17 protein-coding genes and 1 pseudogene are annotated in these 21,248 nt (G+C 63.7%); 7 read left to right on the top strand and 11 right to left on the bottom strand.

The features are described 5' to 3' along the window. Positions 1–19: 19 nt before the first annotated feature. The 4 genes and pseudogenes from B9Z43_RS01800 to B9Z43_RS01815 all read left to right on the top strand — a co-directional run bounded on the left by B9Z43_RS01800 (position 20) and on the right by B9Z43_RS01815 (position 3,470). Positions 20–262, top strand: coding sequence for a FeoA family protein (locus B9Z43_RS01800; protein WP_108322440.1), 243 nt, complete (start codon positions 20–22; stop codon positions 260–262). Then, a complete protein-coding gene (locus B9Z43_RS01805) occupies positions 255–2,147 on the top strand; it encodes a ferrous iron transporter B (protein ID WP_108322441.1) in 1,893 nt (630 codons plus the stop codon). The genes B9Z43_RS01800 and B9Z43_RS01805 overlap by 8 nt, the downstream gene beginning before the upstream one ends. 42 nt (positions 2,148–2,189) lie before the next feature. Continuing rightward, positions 2,190–2,918 (top strand): annotated as a pseudogene (locus B9Z43_RS01810) (YoaK family protein); the annotation flags it as partial. An 84-nt stretch (positions 2,919–3,002) separates the two neighbouring features. Then, positions 3,003–3,470: a DUF3237 domain-containing protein gene (locus tag B9Z43_RS01815; RefSeq protein ID WP_108322443.1), complete on the top strand. Its 468-nt coding sequence runs from the start codon at positions 3,003–3,005 to the stop codon at positions 3,468–3,470. A gap of 8 nt (positions 3,471–3,478) precedes the next feature. Here the strand turns inward: B9Z43_RS01815 and B9Z43_RS01820 are convergent, their stop codons facing one another. From B9Z43_RS01820 to B9Z43_RS01855, 7 genes are all read right to left on the bottom strand, one after another. Continuing rightward, positions 3,479–3,994, bottom strand: a complete 516-nt coding sequence (locus B9Z43_RS01820; protein WP_108322444.1) for a DUF1993 family protein — start codon at positions 3,992–3,994, stop codon at positions 3,479–3,481. Between the two features lie 41 nt (positions 3,995–4,035). Then, positions 4,036–4,614: a flavin reductase family protein gene (locus B9Z43_RS01825; RefSeq protein WP_108322445.1), complete on the bottom strand. Its 579-nt coding sequence runs from the start codon at positions 4,612–4,614 to the stop codon at positions 4,036–4,038. Positions 4,615–4,620: 6 nt separating this feature from the next. Beyond that, positions 4,621–4,884: a hypothetical protein gene (locus B9Z43_RS01830; protein ID WP_146183900.1), complete on the bottom strand. Its 264-nt coding sequence runs from the start codon at positions 4,882–4,884 to the stop codon at positions 4,621–4,623. Between the two features lie 37 nt (positions 4,885–4,921). Further along, positions 4,922–5,380 carry a RidA family protein gene (locus B9Z43_RS01835; protein ID WP_108322447.1) on the bottom strand — a complete coding sequence of 153 codons (459 nt, stop codon included), beginning with the start codon at positions 5,378–5,380 and terminating at the stop codon, positions 4,922–4,924. A gap of 91 nt (positions 5,381–5,471) precedes the next feature. Further along, the gene (locus tag B9Z43_RS01840; protein WP_108322448.1) at positions 5,472–6,371 is read right to left on the bottom strand and encodes a transglutaminase family protein; all 900 of its coding nucleotides are present in this window, start codon (positions 6,369–6,371) and stop codon (positions 5,472–5,474) included. 12 nt (positions 6,372–6,383) lie between these two features. After that, positions 6,384–9,188, bottom strand: a complete 2,805-nt coding sequence (locus B9Z43_RS17320) for a circularly permuted type 2 ATP-grasp protein (protein WP_233249991.1) — start codon at positions 9,186–9,188, stop codon at positions 6,384–6,386. 14 nt (positions 9,189–9,202) lie between these two features. Next, the gene (locus tag B9Z43_RS01855; protein WP_108322449.1) at positions 9,203–12,622 is read right to left on the bottom strand and encodes a DUF2126 domain-containing protein; all 3,420 of its coding nucleotides are present in this window, start codon (positions 12,620–12,622) and stop codon (positions 9,203–9,205) included. 177 nt (positions 12,623–12,799) lie between these two features. On the opposite strand from B9Z43_RS01855, the gene B9Z43_RS01860 reads away from it, so the two are divergent. The 3 genes from B9Z43_RS01860 to B9Z43_RS01870 all read left to right on the top strand — a co-directional run bounded on the left by B9Z43_RS01860 (position 12,800) and on the right by B9Z43_RS01870 (position 18,008). Continuing rightward, on the top strand, positions 12,800–15,421 hold the full coding sequence (locus B9Z43_RS01860) for a DNA internalization-related competence protein ComEC/Rec2 (protein ID WP_108322450.1): 2,622 nt from the start codon (positions 12,800–12,802) through the stop codon (positions 15,419–15,421). Between the two features lie 58 nt (positions 15,422–15,479). Then, positions 15,480–16,931 carry a circularly permuted type 2 ATP-grasp protein gene (locus B9Z43_RS01865; RefSeq protein ID WP_108322451.1) on the top strand — a complete coding sequence of 484 codons (1,452 nt, stop codon included), beginning with the start codon at positions 15,480–15,482 and terminating at the stop codon, positions 16,929–16,931. A 99-nt stretch (positions 16,932–17,030) separates the two neighbouring features. Further along, complete coding sequence (locus B9Z43_RS01870) at positions 17,031–18,008, top strand: alpha-E domain-containing protein (RefSeq protein ID WP_108323128.1); 978 nt, start codon at positions 17,031–17,033, stop codon at positions 18,006–18,008. Positions 18,009–18,546: 538 nt separating this feature from the next. Here the strand turns inward: B9Z43_RS01870 and xth are convergent. From xth to B9Z43_RS01895, 4 genes are read right to left on the bottom strand one after another with little or no spacing between them, the layout of a single operon-like run. Then, positions 18,547–19,314 (bottom strand): exodeoxyribonuclease III, encoded by a 768-nt coding sequence (gene xth / locus B9Z43_RS01880; protein WP_108322453.1) that lies wholly within the window; start codon positions 19,312–19,314, stop codon positions 18,547–18,549. Between the two features lie 15 nt (positions 19,315–19,329). After that, entirely contained in the window at positions 19,330–19,902 is a 573-nt protein-coding gene (locus B9Z43_RS01885) for a DUF4337 domain-containing protein (RefSeq protein WP_108322454.1), read from the bottom strand. A 9-nt stretch (positions 19,903–19,911) separates the two neighbouring features. After that, entirely contained in the window at positions 19,912–20,400 is a 489-nt protein-coding gene (locus B9Z43_RS01890; protein ID WP_108323131.1) for a dihydrofolate reductase, read from the bottom strand. Beyond that, entirely contained in the window at positions 20,400–21,239 is an 840-nt protein-coding gene (locus tag B9Z43_RS01895; RefSeq protein WP_108322455.1) for a thymidylate synthase, read from the bottom strand. Before B9Z43_RS01895 ends, B9Z43_RS01890 begins: the two co-directional genes overlap by 1 nt. Positions 21,240–21,248: the final 9 nt, after the last annotated feature.

The raw sequence follows: 21,248 nt of genomic DNA on the forward strand, positions 1-21,248 counted from the left end.
TGTCCTCTTGATGCCCACCATGACCCTCGACCAAGCCCCTTTGTCAGCCGTGTTGCGTGTGGCTCGGGTGCGGGTGCCTGCTGGGCACGAAGACCAAGCGCGGCAGCTGGAAGAGATCGGGTTTTTGCCCGGTGAGCCCGTGTGTGTGATGTCTCGGGGTTTGTGGGGCGGTGATCCGCTGGCGGTGCGGGTGGGTTTGTCTACCTTTGCGCTGCGCCGGGCGGAGGCCACTTGCATCGAGTTGGAACCAGCCGATGCGTGAGCAGCGCATGCATTTGGTGCCACGCGGCACGATGGTCGCGCTGGTGGGCAACCCCAATTGCGGCAAGACGGCTTTGTTCAACCGCCTGACGGGCAGCCACCAAAAGGTGGCCAACTACGCCGGTGCCACGGTCGAGAAAAAAGAAGGTCGTCTGGCCTTGCCCGATGGCACCGCGCTGCGCTTGCTGGATTTGCCCGGTGTTTACAGCCTCTACCCCCGGTCTGACGATGAGCGCGTGGCCTGCGATGTGTTGATGGGCAATTCCCTCGGAGAAAAGCGCCCCGATGCGCTGGTCTGTGTGGTGGATGCGACCAATTTGCGCCGTGGCCTGCGCTTGGTGCTGGCGGTCAAACGTTTGGGTCTGCCGTGTCTGGTGGTGCTCAACATGGCCGATCTGGCCGCAGGCCGTGGCCTGAAGATCGACCCCGCTGCCTTGTCGCGGGCGCTGGGCTTGCCGGTGGTCACCAGTGTGGCCGTCCACACCGGGGGTGACGCGGCCGTGCGCGATTGGTTGGCCTCGCGGCCTTGGGTGGACGGGGGGCCTGTGCATTTGGCCGATGAGGGCTCGGGCGCACAGGCGGCCAGCACCGAAGCCGACCATGTGCAGGTGCAGACCCTTTTGCGGGATCTGCATCTGGATTCTTTGGTGCCAGATGCACTGAGCGACCGCATCGACCGTGTGGTGCTGCACCCGTGGGCAGGGCCTGTGATCTTGCTGGCGGTGCTGTTTTTGGTGTTTCAGGCGGTGTTTGCCTGGGCGACCTGGCCCATGGATCAGATCAAGGCTGGCACCGACATGCTGTCGGCTGCGGCCTTGCAGGCGCTGCCCGAGGCCTGGTGGCGCGACCTGCTGGTGCAGGGGCTCTTGGCGGGCATGGGCGGTGTGCTGGTGTTCTTGCCGCAAATTTTGATTTTGTTTTTCTTCATCTTGCTGCTTGAAGAGTCGGGCTATTTGCCGCGCGCGGCATTTTTGCTCGACCGCATCATGGGCGGGGTGGGGCTGTCGGGGCGCTCGTTCATTCCGCTGCTGTCGAGCTTTGCCTGCGCGGTGCCTGGCATCATGGCCACGCGCACCATTGCCAACCGGCGTGACCGGATGGTGACGATCTTGATTGCGCCTTTGATGACTTGCTCGGCCCGCTTGCCGATCTACACCTTGCTGATCTCGGCCTTCATCCCGGCCAGCACCTGGGGCGGCATGCAGTTGCAAGGGCTGGTGCTTTTGGGCCTGTACCTCACGGGCATTGCCGGTGGCATGGCGGTGTCCTGGGTGCTCAAGCAGCTCACGCGCTCGGGGCGTCAGTCGCGCCCCTTGATGATGGAGCTGCCGTCTTACCACTGGCCCACCTGGCGCAATCTGGCCATGGGCTTGTGGCAGCGGGCCTGGATTTTTTTGCGCCGCGTGGGCACGGTGATCTTGCTGCTCACGGTGGCGCTGTGGGCGCTGGCCAGTTACCCCGCGGCCCCCGCCGGTGCCGTGGGCCCAGCCATCGAGCACAGCTATGCCGGGCAGATCGGCCATGTGCTGCTGGTGCTGTTTGCGCCACTGGGCTTCAATTGGCAAATCAGTGTGGCGCTGCTGACGGGCATGGCCGCCCGCGAAGTGGCCATTGGTGCGCTGGCCACGGTGTATGCCGTGGTGGCCGCAGACGGCGGCGCCACCGCCACAGCGCTGGCACCGGTGCTGGCCGGGCAGTGGAGCCTGGCCACCGGCATGGCGCTGTTGGCTTGGTACATCTTCGCGCCGCAGTGCCTGTCCACGCTGGTGGCGATTCACCGCGAAAGCGGTAGTTGGAAACTGCCCGCCATCACCTTGCTCTACCAGCTGGCGCTGGCTTACGGCGCGGCGTTCATCACCTTCCGGGTGGTGTCGGCCTGGGTCTGATGCGCCGGGCTGGGCGGCTCAATTGACCATGGAGTTCACGCCGTGCCCATCCACTATTCACGCAAACTGACGGGGCGCAAACGCAGCGCCGACGCCAATCGGCAGCTCGGACTCGTCTTGGCCTTTGTGGCCGGTGCGGCCAATGCGGGCGGTTTCTTGGCGGTGTCGCAATACACATCGCACATGACGGGCATTGTTTCGGCCATGGCCGATCATTTGGCATTGGGAGAGTTTCGGGCTTACCTCACCGGGTTTGGCGCGCTCTTGTCCTTCATCGGCGGGGCGGCTTGCTCGGCCATTTTGGTCAATGTTGGCAGGCAGCACCGTCTGCACAGCGAATTTGCCATGCCGCTGGTGCTCGAGGCGGTGTTGCTGCTTTGTTTTGGTTTTCTGGGTGAGCGCTTGTCGCACATTGCGGGCTTGTTTGTGCCCATGACCGTGATGCTGCTGAGCTTCATCATGGGGCTGCAAAATGCCCTGGTCACCAAGATTTCCCGGTCTGAAATCCGCACCACCCATGTCACCGGTTTGGTCACAGACATTGGCATTGAAATGGGCAAAGCGGTTTATGGCTTGGCGGCTCAAGCGGGCCATCAATCCCCCGTGAAGGCCAGCGCTGCGCGTTTACAGATTTTGCTTTTTCTGGCGTTCAGCTTCTTTTTGGGTGGCGTTTTGGGGGCCTTGGGCTTCAAGCACCTGGGTTATGTGGCAACGGTACCGCTGGCGCTGATCTTGATTTTGTTGGCCAGCGTACCTGCCATCGACGACATGAGTCACTGGCTGCGCCGGCTGAATGCTTGATGCACGCGCACAAGGATGACAGACAGATCTTGCACTTGGGAGTAAGTTGCACACATGCTGAATCTACCCACCCCCACCCTGAAATTTTTCGCCGATTTGTCTGTCCAGGTGGACAAGCCGCAGGAGGTGGGTCAAACCCACCACGGCGTGCGCCGCTTGATCCCGATTCTGGGCGGGCAGGTGCAAGGCGACGGCTGGACGGCCCGCGTCCTGCACGGCGGTGCCGATTTCCAGTTGATCCTCAACCCGCGCATGGCCGAGCTCGATGCCCGCTACATGCTCGAGACCGATGGCGGCGATTTGATTTTTGTGCAAAACCACGCGGTGCGCACCGCCGCCCCCGAGGTGATGGCCAAGCTCATCCGGGGCGAGCCTGTGCCACCTGAGGCGGTGTATTTCCGTTGCACGCCGAGCTTTGAGACCGCATCGGCCGCTTTGGGCTGGATCACCGAACGCCTGTTTGTGGGTACGGGTGCACGCCACCCTGACCAGGTCGTGATGCGGTTTTTTGAAGTGGCTTGAGCGCAGGCTCAGCCCTGCGCGCCCATGAGGTAATCCACCTTGCCCACATCCACGCCGTTGTGGCGCAGGATGGTGTAGGCCGTGGTGATGTGGAAGTACATGTTTGGCAGCATCCAGCCCGTGAGGTAGTTCTGGCCGGACAGGGTGCGGGTTTTGCCCGGACCTGCGGGGAAGGTGATCTCTTTGTCTTCGGTGCCGTCCAGCGCAGCCGCAGGCACGGTGGCGATGAAGGCCAGGGTTTTCTGGATGCGCTCTTGCAGCTGGGCCAGTGAGGTTTCGGTGTCGTCAAACTTGGGCGCTTCGATGCCGCTCAAACGGGCCACGCCGTTTTTCACCGCGTCGCAGGCGATCAGCACTTGGCGGGTGAAGGGGAACATGTCGGGGGCCAGGCGGTAGGTGGTCAGCGCCGTGGGGTCGATCTTTTTGGCTTCGACGAACTGCTCGGCCTTGGCCAGGATGTGGCTCAAGTTGCTCAGCATGCGGGTGCACACGGGCAGGCTGGCGCTGGACATGGAAAGGGTCATGAAGGTCTCCGGTTGTTGTTGAAAAGTCAAGGGTTGGAAATTCAGGCGTTGACCACAGGCAATGCCTGGACCGCCTCGCCAATGGCGTAAAAGTGCCCGCCTGCCACATGGTGCAAGCTGCGCAGTTCGGGTGCTGCGTCTTCAAAGTGCCAGCGGCCTTGGCTGAACACACGTTCATCGGCCCAGGCCCCGACCACCTCGGCCAGGATCAAATCGTGCGGCCCCGCCACATGGGCGGTGGCGGGCAACACGCGGCATTCGAGTTGCGCGATGCAGCCGTCCACCAAGGGCACGCCGGTCAGCGGTGCGGATTGGGTGCTGATCTTGCAACGGTTCAGCTTGTCGGGGTAGTTCTTGCCGCTCATGCCGCCTGCGGCCATGACCAGGTCTTTCATGGCCACCGTGGGCACGCAGAGGCTGAGCACACCGGAGGCGTCGATCAACTCTCGGCTGAGGGTGCTCTTGTCCACGACGACCGCCACCTTGGGCGTGTCAAAGTCCAGTGGCATGGCCCAGGCCGCGGCCATCACATTGCTGCGGCCCCCGTGGGCGCTGCCCACCAGCACGGTGGGCCCGTGGTTGAGCAGGCGGTAGGCGTGTTTCAGTTCAACGGTTTGCATGGTCGGTCAGCGGATTTCAGGGCGCGTCGAGCGCTCCTTTTCGTATTGGTCGTAGCGCGGCAAGCCCTGGTTGGGGGGTGCATTGGTGCCGACGGCGTTGGCTTTTTCTTGGGCGCGTATGCCTTCGTACACGGCTTGTGACGAAGTCAGGCCACAGCCGGTCAAGCCGGTCAGCAGCGTCAGTGCGATGAGGGGTTTGTGGCGCATGAGCCGGGTTTGCCAAGATTTGTCGGGGCTGAAGCCATTGGCCTGCAAGCGGGATGAACGCAAGTCGACAGCTTCAGCATCGACGCGTCGATGCCGTGGATCACGCCAGTTCAGCAATGAGTTCGATCTCGACGCAAGCGCCCAGTGGGATTTGGGCCACGCCAAAAGCGCTGCGGGCGTGGGCGCCGACTTGCGGGCCGAAGACCTGGCCCAGCAATTCGCTGCAGCCGTTGGTGACCAGATGCTGCTCGGTGAAGTCGCCGGTCGAGTTGACCAGGCTCATGACTTTGACGATGCGCTTGACCTTGTTCAGGTCGCCCACGGCGGCGTGCAGGGTGCCCATCAGGTCAATCGCCACGGCGCGGGCGGCTTGCTGGCCTTCGGCAGTGCTTATGTCTTTGCCCAATTGGCCGGCCCAGACCTTGCCGTCTTTCTTGGCGATGTGGCCCGACAAAAAAACCATGTTGCCGCTTTGCACAAAGGGCACATAGGCCGCAGCGGGCACCGCCACGGGGGGCAGTTCGATGTTCAGGGATTTCAGGGTGTCGTAAACGCTCATGGTCAGATGTCAAAAAGGGTTGAATGGAGCATTCCAGCGTGGGCGGGAACGGCCAGAAACCGATTGTCGCCGAAGGGGCGGGAGGACGGGCTCATTCGTCCATCGGTGCCACCGTGACGGCCACTTCCAGCGTGTGTTCGCCGCCGCCTTGCAGCACGCCGCGCAGGGGCGAGACGTCGGCAAAGTCGCGGCCCACGGCCAGGCGCACATAGTCCAGGCCCGGGCTGGCCAGGCCTGTGCGGTTGTTGGTCGGGTCCAGATCGAGCCAGCCTTGACAAGCGTGGCTGGCCAACTCGGGCACATACACCGAGGCCCAGGCATGCGAGGCGTCGCTGCCCACTAGGCGTGGCTGACCAGGCGGCGGCTGGGTCAGCAGGTAGCCGCTCACGTAACGGGCGGGCAGGCCCAGCGAACGCAGGCAGGCCAGCATGATGTGCGCAAAGTCCTGGCACACGCCGCGTTTGGCCTGCAGGGCTTCGAGCGCCGGGGTGTTGATGTCGGTGCTTTGCGAGGCGTAGGTGAAGTCGCGGTGCATGCGCGCCGTCAGGTCTTGTGCGGCTTGCATCAAGGGGCGGCCGGGTGAAAAGCTGCTTTGCGCATAGGCCAAAAAGGCCTCGTGCACGGGCGCATGGTGCGAGCCAAAGACAAAGCCGTTGTTCACATCGGCCGCATGCCCGCCCCGGTAGCGGAAATGCTCGCGCACCGATTCCCAGCTTTGAGAGGACGTGCCAGGTTCAATCGCCGAGGTGTTCAGCTCGCTGTAGGCGCGCACCAGCAAGCCGTCGTGCGGGTGGGTCAGGGCCCAGTAGGCGCGGTGGTTGCAATAGGCGTCCACACTGTGCTGCACGTTCGCTGTGGGCTCCACATACAGGCTGTGGCTGAGCACTTGCTGGCAAGGTGAGTTGGCCGGTTGCAGGTGCGCCACATGCTGCGCGGTTTGCACGGCAGGGCTGTAGCGGTATCGGGTTTCGTGGGTGATGGCCAAACGCATGGGAACAATCGCTCAAGCGCCAAAGCTGAAACGGGCTTCACCGCTGTGGGTGAAAAACAGCGCGCACAGTTGGTCGGACACCTGCCTTGCGGCGCTTTGGCAATGCGCCAAAGCCGCATGCAAGGGCAGGGGCTGGGCCGAACCCGTGAAGTGGGCATCGGGCGCGCTGTACAAGGGCCACAAGGCTTCGGGCGTGAGGTCCACCAGCCGCGGCACCCAGTCGGCCAGCGGCACGGTGGCGCCATCGGCCAGATTGCCCATGCGCAGCAGGCGTGAGCGCAAGGTGTGCGCCACCCAGCCCAGGGCGCGGGGGTTGTCGGGGTTGGTGACCAGCAGGTCCATCAGGGCCTGCGGTGTGCGGCTTTGCTGGTATTGCGCGTGGAAGCTGATGGTGCTGTCAAACAGGTCCAGCACCGCGTCAAAGCCCGCTTGCTCGCCGATCAGGCCGCCTTGCACGGCTTCGCTCAAGGCGCTCGACAAAAACTCCAGCCGCTCGATGTGGCGGCCAATCGACAAGAGGCGCCAGCCATCGTCGCGCGTCATGCGGTCGGTCTGCGCACCGGTCAGGGCCGCCAGCATCTGGCTGGTTTCGCCCAGCAGGGCTTGCACTTCCACCGTGTCTTGCGAGTTGTCGCTGGCCACCGAGTTGAAAAAGCGCGATTCGGCTTGCTCGAGCAGCCGCCAGTGTTCGGGCGACAGGCGCTCGCGCACCGAAGAGGCCGCCAGCCGCACCGAGCGCAGGTTAAAACCCACGCTGGTGGCCAAGGTCTTGTCCCAGAGCCCGGCGATCATCGAACGCTCAAACACGCGGTGCGACAGACCAGCGGCAGGCACGCCCGGGCGCACCAGGCCGTGGCGCGTGGCCATGCGGGTGATGAAGTTCAAAAGCAGCGGCTGGTTCTGGTTTTCGCTGTTCAAAATCTCCAGACTCATGCGCACCAGACGCAAGGTGTTTTCGGTGCGCTCGGTGTAGCGGCCCATCCAGAACAGGTTTTCTGCGGCGCGGCTGGTGACCAGGCGCTGGCGCTGGGGTGTAGGCGAGGCATTCGCCATGCCGGAGGCGGACTCGTCGTCGCGAGGAGCGAAGCGACGTGGCGATCCATGCGGTGTGTCGCTGACCGATGTGTCGGGTGAAGACATGGATGGCCGCGCTTCGCTCGCCATGACAGAGTGGGATCCGCTCGCCATGGCGGGGTTTGATGCGTCATCGCGAGGCGCGAAGCGGTGTGGCGATCCAGTCTCGGCACGCGAGCTGTTACTCGAATGGGCACTGCCTTCGGCTGATGCGGCTTGCACCCACACATCGGCACTGCTGCCACCGCGCTGCATGGAGGCGATGCCCTCGCGCGTGCCCAAGCGCGCCAGGCCGCCGGGCAAGACTTGCCAGCCGCCTTGCGCGTCGGCCACGGCAAACACACGCAGCACCACCGGGCGCGATTCGATCCGGGCTTGGCCGCCGGGCGGTGTTTGCCAGGTGGGCTGGTGCGACAGTGGCAACCACGACTGCAAGGTGTGGGCGTCCGGATCTCGCAAGATGCGCCCGGCCCATTCGTCTTGCTCGCGGCGGCTGAGCTGGTGACCGAGCACCGGCTCGAAGCTGTGGCGATCGGTGTTGTAGGGGTAGGTGGGCTTGATCACACAACTGCTGATGCGTGGCAACACCTCTTGCAAGGCAGCCGCCTCGCCGCACCACCAGCTGGGGATGGCGGGCAGCTGCAGCTCTTCGTCCAGCAGCGCACGCGCCAAGGACGGCATGAAGCCCAAGAGCGCGTTCGATTCCAGAAAGCCCGAGCCGGGCGTGTTGGCCACCAGCAGGTTGCCGCTGCGCACGGCTTGCAAGAGACCGGGCACGCCCAACGTCGATTCGGCGCGCAGCTCCAGCGGGTCGAGCCAATCGTCGTCCACCCGCTTCAAGAGCCCGTGCACCGGCTGCAGGCCTTGCAAGGTCTTGAGGTAAAGCCGTTCATCGCGCACTGTCAGGTCGTTGCCTTGCACCAGACTCAGGCCCAGATAGCGGGCCAGGTAGGCGTGCTCGAAATAGGTTTCGTTGTAGGGGCCGGGCGTGAGCAGCGCGATGTGGGCCGAGGCCCCGGCCGGGCTGCGCGCCTTGATGCCGTCGATCAGCGTGCGGTAGGTCTCGGCCAGGCGCTGCACCGGAAAGCCTTCAAAGGCTTGTGGAAACAAGCGCGAGACGATGAGCCGGTTTTCCAGCAGGTAGCCCAGGCCCGACGGCGCTTGGGTGCGCTGCGACAGGAGCCACCAGCAGCCGTCCGGCCCACGGGCCAGGTCAAACGCGGCCAGCGACAAATAGCGCCCCCCCACAGGCGGCACGCCGTGCATGGCAGGCAGGTAAGCGGGGTGGCCCTGGATCAGCGCCGCAGGCAATTGCCCGCTGAGCACCAGATTTTGCGGGCCATAGGCGTCGGCCATGATGCGTTCGAGCAGCTGCATGCGCTGCAGCACGCCCGCTTCGATCTGCGCCCAGTTGGCCTCGGGCACCATGAGCGGGAACAGGTCGAGTGACCAGGGGCGCTGCGGCTGGTCGGCGGCGGCATACACGTTGTAGGTGATGCCGTTGTCACGCACTTGCCGCTGCAAATTGCCCATGCGGGCGTTCAGACCCTCCAGGCCTTCGGCACCCAGGTGCTGGATGAAGGTTTGCCAAGCCGCGCTCATGCAGGTGGCGGGCACCTGCGTGTGGGTCAGTCCACGCAGCTCGTCCCAGTGGCCCTCGGGCGCGGCCAGCGCCTGGTGCGCCAGCCAGTTCATGGCTTGCGCGTCCAGGGGCTCGGGTGTGCCGTGGCGGGATGCATTCATTCAACCATTGTCGCTCAGGCTTTGCGCAAATCCAGAGTGTACGGGAACTCAGGACTGGCGTGCAGCGTGGCGTTAGAGCCCAGTGCGGCTTGGTGTTTCATGGCGCCCGGGGTGTGCCCCATGCGGAAGAAGCGGGCCAGGCGGCGGCTTTCGGCCTCGTAGGCGTTGACCGGGAAGGTGTCGTAACTGCGGCCACCGGGGTGGACGACGTGGTACTGGCAGCCGCCCAATGAACGCTTCATCCAGGTGTCCACCAGGTCCACGGTCAGCGGTGCATGCATGCCGATGCTGGGGTGCAGCGACGAAGGCGGGTTCCAGGCTTTGTAGCGCACGCTGGCCACGTACTCGCCCACCACGCCGGTGGGCTGCAGGGGCAGCGGTTTGCCGTTGACGGTCACGGTGTGGCGCGAGGGGTTGATGCCCGTCACATGCACCTCGATGCGCTCCAGCGACGAGTCTACATAACGGGCGGTGCCGCCTGCTGAGCTTTCTTCGCCCATGACGTGCCAGGGCTCCAGCGCGTTGCGCAGCGTCAGCACCGCGCCGTCCACCCTGACCTGACCGACCAGTGGGAAGCGGAACTCGAAATGCGGGGCGAACCAGCTCGGGTCAAAGTGGAAGCCCGCATCGCCCAGCTCGGTCAAGACGTCGTCAAAGTCTTTGTGGATCCAGTGCGGCAGCATGAAGCGGTCGTGCAGCTCGGTGCCCCAGCGGGTCACGGGCGCTGAATAGGGCGCATCCCAAAAGCGGGCGACCAGCGCACGCAGCAGCAGTTGCTGCACGATGCTCATGCGGGCGTGGGGCGGCATCTCAAACGCCCGCAGCTCCAGCAGGCCCAGGCGGCCGGTGCTGCTGTCGGGCGAGTACATCTTGTCAATGCAAAACTCGCTGCGGTGGGTGTTGCCCGTGACGTCGACCAGGATGTTGCGCAGGGTGCGGTCCACCAGCCAAGGCGGCATGTCGGCGCCGTACTTCTGGCGGTTGCGGATGATCTCGCGCAGCGCGATCTCCAGCTCATAGACTTGGTCGTTGCGCGCTTCGTCCACCCGTGGGGCCTGGCTGGTCGGGCCGATGAACATGCCACTGAACAAATAGCTCAGGCTGGGGTGGTTGTGCCAATACAGGATGAGGCTGGCCAGCACCTCAGGGCGGCGCAAGAAGGGGCTGTCGGCAGGCGTGGCCCCGCCCATCACCATGTGGTTGCCGCCGCCGGTGCCGGTGTGGCGGCCATCGGTCATGAACTTCTCGGCCGAGAGGCGCGTCTCGAAAGCGGCCTGGTACAAGAACTCGGTGTGCTCGACCAGCTCGGTCCAGTTGTGGGCCGGGTGGATGTTGACTTCGATCACGCCGGGGTCGGGCGTGACCTGCAGCAGTTTGAGGCGCGGGTCGCGGGGTGGCGGGTAGCCTTCCATGACTATCTTCATGCCCAGCTTCAGGGCGGTGGCTTCCACGGCGCTGACCAAGGCCAGGTAGTCTTCCAGACGCGCCAGGGGCGGCATGAAGACGTAAAGTACGCCGGACTTCACACCCGATTTCTCGCCTTTGGCCATGGCCTCGGCCTCGGCCTCGACTTTGGGGCCGTTCGCGCGGTTCGGGTCGCGCACTTCCACACACAGGGCGGTGCGCACCACCGAGGGATCGGACTTGAATTTAGCAGCAGCTGGGTGGGTGGGCGTTGCGGGCACCGCCACCTTGCCGATGCGGGACTGCATGGCCAGCGGGGCGGCGGCGGGCAAGGTCAAGCGTGGCGCAAACGGGTCTTGCTCAATCATGTGCCAGCGGTCGGTCGGCGCGGCCCAAGGCAGCGAGTCCAGCGGCAGGCGCCAGCCCATGGGCGAGTCGCCGGGCATCAGGTACATGCGCTCGTCACGCAGAAACCAGCGGCCGGTTTGCCACTTTGAACCCGTCAGCTCGGGTGTGGCCGCTTCGACGGGCTGAATGGGCAGCACATAGCCCACCGGCAGGTCCAGGCCCTGGCTGAAGATGCGGCGCAAGCGGTTGCGTTCCATCTCATCGTCCAGCTTGGCGTCAAACGGGTCCACGTTCACCGGCAATCGGCGTTCGCGCCAGAGGTAGTACCAGGTGTCTTCGTAGCCGGGCAGCACGGTGTCTGCGGGCAAGCCCAGTTGCTGTGTCAGGCCTTGCACGAAGCGCTGGGCATCGGCGCTGGTGTAGTGGCTGGGCTCGCGCTCGTCGGCAAACACCTCGGGGTTTTGCCAGCAGGGCGTGCCATCGGCGCGCCAGTAGATGCTCAGCGCCCAGCGCGGCAGCTGCTCGCCCGGGTACCACTTGCCCTGGCCAAAGTGCAAGAAGCCGCCTTGGCCGTATTGCTGGCGCAGCTTGTGCACCAGCTCGGTGGCCAGGCCGCGCTTCGTTGGCCCCAGGGCGTCGGTGTTCCACTCCGCGCCATCGCGGTCTTGGGTGGCCACAAAGGTGGGCTCGCCGCCCATGGTCAGGCGCACGTCTTCGGCCACCAGTTGCGCGTCCACTTGCTCGCCCAGCTGGAGCACATCGGCCCATTGTTCTTCGGTGTAGGGCTTGGTCACGCGGGGCGACTCGTGGATGCGCGTCACGCTCATCTCGTGGCTGAACTCGACCTCGGCCTTGTCCATCAGGCCCTCAATCGGGGCCGCTGCAGACGGCTGCGGTGTGCAGGCCAGCGGAATGTGGCCCTCACCGGCCAGCAGGCCCGAGGTCGGGTCCAGCCCCACCCAGCCTGCGCCGGGCAAATACACCTCGCACCAGGCGTGCAGGTCGGTGAAGTCGACTTCGGTGCCGCTGGGGCCGTCGAGCGATTTCACGTCCGGGGCGAGCTGGATCAAATAGCCCGATACAAAGCGGGCCGCGATGTTCATGTGGCGAAACAGCTGGACCAAGAGCCAGGCCGAGTCGCGGCAGGAGCCGCTTTTCAGGGTCAGGGTTTCCTCGGCCGTTTGCACGCCGGGCTCCATGCGGATGGTGTAACGGATGTCCTGGTGCAGGCGCTGGTTGATCTGGACCAGAAAGTCGATGGTCCGTTGGCGCTTGCGGTCCATGCTGGCCAGGTATTTTTTGAACTTGGGCGTCTTGTTGTCCTTGACCAGGTAAGACTGCAACTCCTCTTTGACCAGGTCCGCGTACTTGAACGGCACTTCTTCGGCCGAGGGCTCCAGAAAGAAGTCAAAGGGGTTGAACACGGCCATCTCGGTGACCACGTCCACCGTGACCTTGAACGAGGTGGTTTTTTTCGGAAAGACCAAGCGCGCCTGGTAATTGGCAAAGGCGTCCTGCTGCCAGTTGATGAAGTGTTCTTCGGGTTCGACCTTGAGGCTGTAGCTCAGGATGCGGCTGCGGCTGTGCGGGGCCGGGCGCAGGCGGATGACTTGGGGCCCCAATTGAACCGGTCGGTCGTAGGTGTAATGGGTAACGTGGTGCAGGGCAACGTGTATCGACATATCTTTAAAAGCGCAACAGGGGCTGCACGCATGACAAATGCAGCTTGGGCTTTTTAAACTAGCAAGACACGCGCCAGCCCAGAGATTGGCGACCCCAACAGCCAATCCAGGGAGGCTGAAGATGCCATGCTTGCCCAGCAGGCCCAAGCGCAGCGTTGCCCGCCATGAGGCCGCGCCATGATGTCCTTGCGTTGGGCGCAGGGTTTGGCACCGGCCTTGCTGGCCTGGTGTGCCGGGGTGGCCTTGCAGCTTCAGCAAAGCCTGCTGTGGTCCGCACCGGTCTATGGCGCCATGGGGGTTTTGGCTTTGGCGGGCTTGTGCTGGCCTGCTTGGCGCCGCATGCGCGCGTTCATCGGTGTGTGTTTGGCGTGTGCGCTGTTGTCTTTTGCATGCACGGCTTGGCATGCGCTGTGGAAGCTGCCATCGATTGCCCCCGAACTGGAAGGTCAGGATCTGGAGCTGGTGGGCGTGGTGCAGGCCATGCCGCACAAGCAGGACATGGGCTGGCGTTTTCGTTTTCGGGTCGAATCGGCCTGGCGCGGGCAGGGGGCCACACGGCACCAAGTGCCAGTCCCCGAGCAGATTTATCTGGGCTGGTATGGGCAGGACGGCGTGACCGACAGCGGCTGGAACCTGTCGCCCCTGCCCGAGCCCGTGCAGGCCGGTGAGCGCTGGCGCTTGCGGGCGCGCCTGAAAGCGCCACACGGCAACCTGAACCCGCGCGGTTTTGATTACGAGCTGTGGCTTTGGGAGCAGGGCATTCGGGCCACCGGTGTGGTGCGTGCCGGGCCGGGCCAGCCTGCGCCAGAGCGCCTGGGGCAGACTGGGTCGCACCCGGTGGAGTGGTGGCGGCAGTCGGTGCGCGATCGTTTGCAGACGCGGCTCGGTGCGGTGGCGGACGCCGGTGTCGCTGCCGACGGCGCTGGGCGCGCGCCCAATGTGGCGGGCATCGTGGTGGCCTTGGTCACGGGCGATCAAGCCGCCATTGACCGCAGCGACTGGGATGTGTTTCGGGCCACCGGGGTGGCGCACCTGATGAGCATTTCCGGGCTGCATGTGACCATGTTTGCCTGGCTCGCCGCCATGACGGTGGGCTGGTGCTGGCGCCGGTCGGCGCTGTGGGGGTTTCGCGGCGCTTTGCGCTGGCCTGCGCCGCAGGTGGGGGCTTTGGCGGGGCTGGCTTTGGCGCTTGTGTATGCCTTGTTCAGCGGCTGGGGGGTGCCGGCGCAGCGCACGGTCTGGATGCTCGGTGTGGTGGTGCTCCTGCGCCTGTCGGCCAGGCAATGGTCTGCCACGCTGGTGTGCCTGTTGGCGGCGGCAGTCGTCTTGACGCTCGACCCTTGGGCGCTGCTGCAGCCAGGCTTTTGGCTGAGCTTTGTGGCGGTGGCCGTGCTGGTGTGGACCGATCAACGCTGGCCGGGCGCACCGATGCAGGATGCTGCGCAGGAGGCGACACCGGTGCATCCTGACCCCAGCACCAAGTCGGGGCTGGTGCACCGCTTGCGTGCCCTGTGCCTTGCACGTTTTCATGCAAAAGGTGGCGCCTTGCAGGGCGAATGGAGGGGGCAGGAATGGTGGGGTCAGTCGTGGCGCCATGTTGCGGGCCGCATCTGGGGTTTGTGGCGCGAGCAATCGGTGGTCACGCTGGCGCTGGCGCCTTTGTGTTTGCTGTTCTTTGGGCAGGTCTCGGTGGTGGGCTTGCTGGCCAATCTGGTGGCCATTCCCTGGGTGAGTTTTGTGGTCACGCCGCTGGCCATGCTGGGCGTGGTTTGGTCGGGTTGGGCGGTGCTGGCCGCTTGGGCTCTGAAGCCTTTGACCGCATTGCTGGTCTGGATGGCCAGTTGGCCGCTTGCCAGTGTGAGCCTGGCTTTGCCGCCTTGGGGGTTTGCGGTCTTGGCGCTGTTGGCGGCGCTGTTGTGGGTGTCGCGCTGGCCCTTGTCCTGGAAGCTGGCGAGCCTGCCCTTGCTGTGGCCCGCACTGTTTTGGACAGCGCCGCGCCCACCTCTGGGTACTTTTGAATTGCTCATCACCGATGTGGGGCAGGGCAATGCTGTTTTGGTGCGCACGGCGCGCCACAGTTTGCTCTACGACGCCGGGCCGCGCTATTCGCCCGAAAGCGATGCCGGTCACCGCGTGCTGGTGCCGCTGCTGGCGCAGACGGCCGAGCGGCTGGATGTGCTGATGCTCAGCCACCGCGACACCGACCACACGGGCGGCGCGCCCGCGATATTGGCCATGCAGCCGCAGGCGGCGCTGTGGTCATCGCTGGAAGCCGGGCACCCCTTGCATGCGCTGGCCGCCAGCTCGCAGCCTTGCCACCGTGGCCAAGCTTGGGTCTGGGACGGTGTGCGTTTCGAGGTGCTGCACCCCACGGCGGCGCCCCAGCTGCCGCCGGACAAGCCGATCAAGCCCAATGCGCTCAGCTGCGTCTTGCGCATCAGCGATGGCCTGCGTTCGGTCTTGCTTGCGGGTGACATTGAAGCGCCGCAAGAACAAGCCTTGGTGGCGGCAGGGCTGGCGCCGGTGGATCTGCTGCTGGTGCCGCACCACGGCAGCAAGACCTCTTCGACCCCCGAGTTCTTGCAGGCCTTGGCCCCCCAGCTGGCGCTGGTGCAAGCGGGCTACCGCAACCGCTTTGGCCACCCGGCACCTGCGGTGCTGGCCCGTTATGAAGGCCTGCGCATCCGCGTGGTGGACAGCGTGCACTGCGGCGCAGCCACCTGGCGCAGCGATGCACCCAAACAGCTGGTGTGCGAGCGCGAGCGCTCGCGCCGCTATTGGCACCACGCAGCGCCTTGACCGCCGTCAATCGAAGTGGGTACGCATCTTGCTAACCTGTGTGCAGGAGTAAGAAGCTATGCGCCAATTTGATGAGATGTACAGCCGCCTGCCTGCATCAGGCGATGCGGGCGAGGTGAGAAAACACTACGAGGCCTATGCCCGTTGGTTGCAGGCGCAAGATCCCCGGACCATGGCCGCTCGCCGTGAAGAGGCCGAGATGATTTTCCGCCGTGTCGGCATCACCTTTGCCGTCTATGGCGACAAAGACGAAGACGGCTCCGGTACCGAGCGCCTGATCCCCTTTGACCTGATCCCCCGCGTGATCGCCGCCCAGGAGTGGAAAAGCATGGAGGCCGGTCTGGTGCAGCGCGTCACGGCCCTCAACCGTTTCATCCACGACGTGTACCACGACCAGGACATCTTGAAGGCCGGGGTGATCCCCCGCGAGCAAATCGAAAACAACGCGCAGTTCCGCCCCGAGATGGTCGGTGTGGATGTGCCCAACAACATCTATTCGCACATCAGCGGCATCGACATCGTGCGTGCCCCTGACAGCGCCGGCAACGGCGAATACTACGTGCTCGAAGACAACCTGCGCGTGCCCAGCGGCGTGAGCTACATGCTGGAAGACCGCAAGATGATGATGCGGCTCTTCCCGGAATTGTTCAGCCAGCACCGCGTGGCCCCGGTGGCGCATTACCCCGACTTGTTGTTGGAGACGCTGCGCGCCAGCAGCCCCGCCACCACGGCCGAGCCCACGGTGGTGGTGCTCACGCCCGGCATGTACAACAGCGCCTACTTTGAGCACGCCTTTTTGGCGCAACAAATGGGTGTGGAGCTGGTCGAAGGGCAAGACTTGTTCGTGAAAGACAAATTCGTCTACATGCGCACCACGCGCGGCCCCAAGCGGGTGGACGTGATCTACCGCCGGGTGGACGACGACTTTTTGGACCCGAACGTGTTTCGCCCTACATCGACGCTGGGCTGTGCTGGCCTCATGGACGCTTACAAAGCTGGCCATGTGGCGATTTGCAACGCGGTGGGCACGGGCGTGGCCGACGACAAGTCGATCTACCCCTATGTGCCCGACATGATCAAGTTCTACTTGGGCGAGGAACCCATCCTCAAAAACGTGCCGACCTTCATGTGCCGCAAGCCAGACGACTTGCAATACACCTTGGCCAATCTCAAAGACCTGGTGGTCAAGGAAGTGCACGGCGCAGGCGGCTACGGCATGTTGGTCGGTCCGGCCTCGACCAAAGAAGAGATCGAGCGCTTTCGCGGTGCGCTGCTGGCCAACCCCGAGGGCTACATCGCGCAGCCCACGCTCAGCCTGTCGAGCTGCCCGACTTACGTCGAGAGCGGCATCGCCCCGCGCCACATTGACCTGCGGCCCTTTGTGCTGAGTGGCCGCACGGTGCAGATGGTGCCCGGGGGCCTGACGCGCGTGGCTTTGAAAGAAGGCTCTTTGGTGGTCAACAGCAGCCAAGGCGGCGGCACCAAAGACACCTGGATATTGCAGGACTGATTTCACCCCTTGTCCTGATTTCACCCCTGTCATCTTCGGGCTTGACCCGAGGATCCACGGATACCCGACCCGTCGGGCATGACACACCAAGGAAAAAATATGCTGAGCCGCACCGCTGACCACCTTTTCTGGATGTCCCGCTACATGGAGCGGGCCGAGAACACGGCCCGCATGCTCAATGTGAGCTACGAGACCTCGCTCTTGCCCCAGTCCGCCGCCGCTGTGGAGGCCGGTTGGGAAGGCATCTTGTCGATCAGCGAATTGCTGCCCGCGTACCTGGCGCTGTACAAAACCATCACCCCCCGCGATGTGATGGCCTTCATGGTCAAGGATGTGGACAACCCTTCATCCATCATCTCGTGTCTGCGGGCGGCCCGCGAGAACGCACGTGCCGTGCGCGGCACGCTGACCACCGAGGTGTGGGAGACGCAAAACCAGACTTGGCTCGAAGTCAACCGCATGCTCAAAAGCGGCGAGTTCGAGCGCGACCCAGGCCAATTTTTCGAGTGGGTCAAATTCCGCTCGCACCTGTCACGCGGCGTGACGGTGGGCACCATGTTGATGGACGAGTCGCTCTACTTCATGCGCATGGGCACGTTTTTGGAGCGGGCCGACAACACGGCGCGTTTGGTGGACGTGAAGTTCCACGCCATGAACAACGACTTCTTTGGCGCACCGCAATACAACACGGCCGGTGCAGAAAGCACGCAGGAATACGACTTCTACCACTGGAGCGCCATCTTGCGCAGCGTCAGCGGCTTCGAGGTCTACCGCAAGGTCTACCGCGATGTGATCCGCCCCGAGCGGGTGGCCGAGTTGCTCATCTTGCGCCCCGACATGCCACGCTCGCTGCACGCCAGCCTGAACGAGGTCTTGTCGAATCTGAAGCTGGTGGCACATGACCCGGACAGTGACACCCTGCGCGATGCCGGGCGCTTGTTGTCCGAGCTGGCCTTTGGCCGCATCGATGAGATTTTGGCGACCGGCTTGCACGCTTATTTGACGCAGTTCCTGGACCGTGTGAACGTGCTGGGCGGCCGCATCAGCCGAGAGTTCTTGATGCCGTCTGCGACTTGAACCGTCATTCCCCTGGAGATCCTGTGACCACGAATGAGCGCAGGTCATCCCGAACACGAGCATGTCAATCCAATCCAGGCATGTCATCCCAAGCCAAGCATTTCATCCCAAGCCAGGCATGCCATCCCGGGCCAGGCATGCCATCCCGGGCCAGGCATGCCATCCCGGGCCAGGCATGTCGTCCCTATCCAGGCATGTCATCCCGGGCTTGACCCGGGATCCATCTCCATTGACCTCAAGTGCTTGTGCATCCATGGATCCCGGATCAAGTCCGGGATGACATGAGGGTGCTTGGTCGTCGGGTTGCCGAAGAAGCTCAACTGTTCAGTGTCAGCACCATTGGCTTGCATGACCTCATGCATCCATGGATCCCGGATCAAGTCCGGGATGACGTGAGGGGGCTTGGTCGTCGGGTTGCCGACGAAGCTCAACTGTTCAGTGTCAGCACCATTGGCTTGCATGACCTCATGCATCCATGGATCCCGGATCAAGTCCGGGATGACATGAGGGGGTTTGGCGTGGGGCTTGCCGACGAAGCTCAGTCGCCCAGCGTCAGCACCACCGGCGCGTGGTCGCTGGGGCGCTCGTTCTTGCGGGGGGCACGGTCGATCACGCAGGCCGTGGCGCGGGCCTTGAGCGCCTGCGAAATCAGGATGTGGTCGATGCGCAGGCCCCGGTTGCGGCGGAAGGCGAACTCGCGGTAGTCCCACCAGCTGTAGCTTTTCTCGGGCTGCTCGAACAGGCGGAAGCTGTCCGTGAGCCCCAAGTCGATCAGGGCTTGGAGCTTTTCGCGCTCGGCATCGGTGCAGTGGATGGTGCCGGCCAGTGCGATCGGGTCCCACATGTCCAGCGCGTCGAAGGTGATGTTGTAGTCACCCAGCAGCACCAGATTCGGGTGGCGCGTCATCTCGTCTTTGACCCAGTCGCGCAGCGCATCGAGCCAGCGCATTTTGTAGACGAACTTGTCGCTGTCGGGCGCTTGGCCGTTGGGGAAGTACGCGCCGATCACGCGCACGTCACCGTAGGTCGCGGCAATCACGCGGGACATGTCGTCCTCAAAACCGGGGATGTTCTTGACCACCTCCACGCCTTCGCTGCGCGAGATCAGCGCCACGCCGTTGTAGGTCTTTTGCCCAAACCAGTGGGCTTGGTAACCGGCTTCGGTGAAAGCGGCGACCGGGAACTTGTCGTCGGTCAGCTTGAGTTCTTGCAAGGCCAGCACATCGGTGGGGTTGGCGGCGAGCCAGTCCAGCACTTGAGGCAAGCGCACCGACAGCGAGTTCACATTCCAGGTCGCGATTTTCATGAAGCACCGGGTCTCTCAAATGTGCAGGTAAGCCAAAACGCCAATCACCACACCGCCAGTGCCTGCGAGGTACATGACGTATTCCAGCCATTTCTTTTTGGACAGCAGGGCAATCGCCGCCATGGCAATGGCCACTTGCAGCACGGTGGTGGCTTGCGCCCAGCGGTGGTGCTGGTGCATCTGCTCGTCAGACTTTTCGTCCCAGGCCTTGGCTTCGGCTTCGAGCTTTTCAGCGCCGACTTTGATCTCGGCTTTCTCGCCTTTGTAACGCTTGATCTCGTCTTGGTAGAAGTCTTTCTTGGCAGGGGTCAACTCCAAGGCCAGCTCGCTCAGGTTTTGCTTGCTGCTTTTGGCCTGGTAGTAGTTCCACTGGTTGGACGCTTCGGTCTTTTTGATGGCGGCATTGTTTTTGTACAAACCAGCATTGGCCTGTGTGGCGCCACCCATGTAACCAAACAAGGCGCCCACGGTGGCGATCACCGCCGTGAACATCGCGATCGAGCTGGTGTGGCCATCGCCATGGCCTTGGGCGGCGTGTTCCAACTCGTGGTCGTGGGGGCCGTGAACGTGAAAACCGTGTCCTGACATGGTGTCTCCTCAGAGGTGGTGTTGGTAAGTGACGAAGCTGAAGGGCAAGCCACTGGCCGCCACATGCGATTCGCGCTGGGCCTCTTGCCAGCCGGGGCCGAGTGCAGGGGCAAAAGCATCCCCCTGAAAATCCTGGTCAATTTCGGTGACCACCGCGCTGCTGGCATGGGGTTCGGCCTGCGCGTAAATCTCGGCGCCGCCAATCACCCAGGCATCGGTGGCCTCTGGGCACTGCTGCATGGCCTCTTCGATGGAGCCCGCGCGCAAAGCGCCTTCGGCTTGCCAATCGGCCTGGCGCGTCACCACGATGTTGATGCGGCCGGGCAAGGGGCGGAACTTGGGCGGCAAGGAATCCCAAGTCTTGCGACCCATGATCACCGGCTGGCCGAGCGTGGTGCGCTTGAAATGCGCCAAGTCTTCAGGCAGGTGCCAGGGCAGGGTGTTGTTCGCGCCGATCACGCCATTGCGGGCGCGGGCATAAATCAGATGGAGCTTCATCAAACCGCCACAGGTGCCTTGATGGCCGGGTGGCATTCGTAGCCCAGCACTTCAAAGTCTTCGTAGGCGTAGTCCAGGATGGACGCGGGCTTGCGCTTGATATTCAGTGTGGGGTAGGCCATGGGCGTGCGGCTCAGCTGCAACTCGACCTGCTCGTGGTGGTTGCTGTAAATGTGGCAATCACCGCCGGTCCAGATGAAGTCGCCCACGTCCATATCGCACTGCTGGGCCACCATGTGGGTGAGCAGCGCGTAGCTGGCGATGTTGAAGGGCACGCCCAAAAAGATGTCGGCACTGCGCTGGTACAGCTGGCAGCTGAGTTTGGGCTTGTCACCTGCTTTTTGCGGCGGCGCCACGTAGAACTGGAAGAAAGCATGGCAAGGCATCAACGCCATTTGGTCGAGTTCTGCCACGTTCCAGGCGCTCACGATGATGCGGCGCGAATCGGGGTTGTTTTTCAGCGTGTCCATGACCTGCTGGATCTGGTCAATGTGGCCACCGCCCGGGGTGGGCCAGCTGCGCCATTGGACGCCATACACCGGGCCCAGCGAGCCGTCTTCGCGCGCCCATTCGTCCCAGATGGTGCAGCCGCGCTCTTGCAGCCATTTCACGTTGCTGTCGCCGCGCAAAAACCACAGCAGCTCCACGATGATGGCTTTCAAAAAAACCTTCTTGGTGGTCACCAGCGGGAAGCCCTCGTTCAGGTCAAAACGCATTTGGTGGCCAAACACACTGCGCGTGCCGGTGCCGGTGCGGTCGCCTTTTTGCACACCCGTCGTGTAGACGTGGCGCATGAAGTCTTCGTATTGGCTGCGGATGGGGCGGGCAGGGGTGTTCATGGGGTGGCA

The sequence above is a fragment of the Limnohabitans sp. MMS-10A-192 genome (assembly GCF_003063335.1).
Classification (GTDB): domain Bacteria; phylum Pseudomonadota; class Gammaproteobacteria; order Burkholderiales; family Burkholderiaceae_C; genus Limnohabitans_A.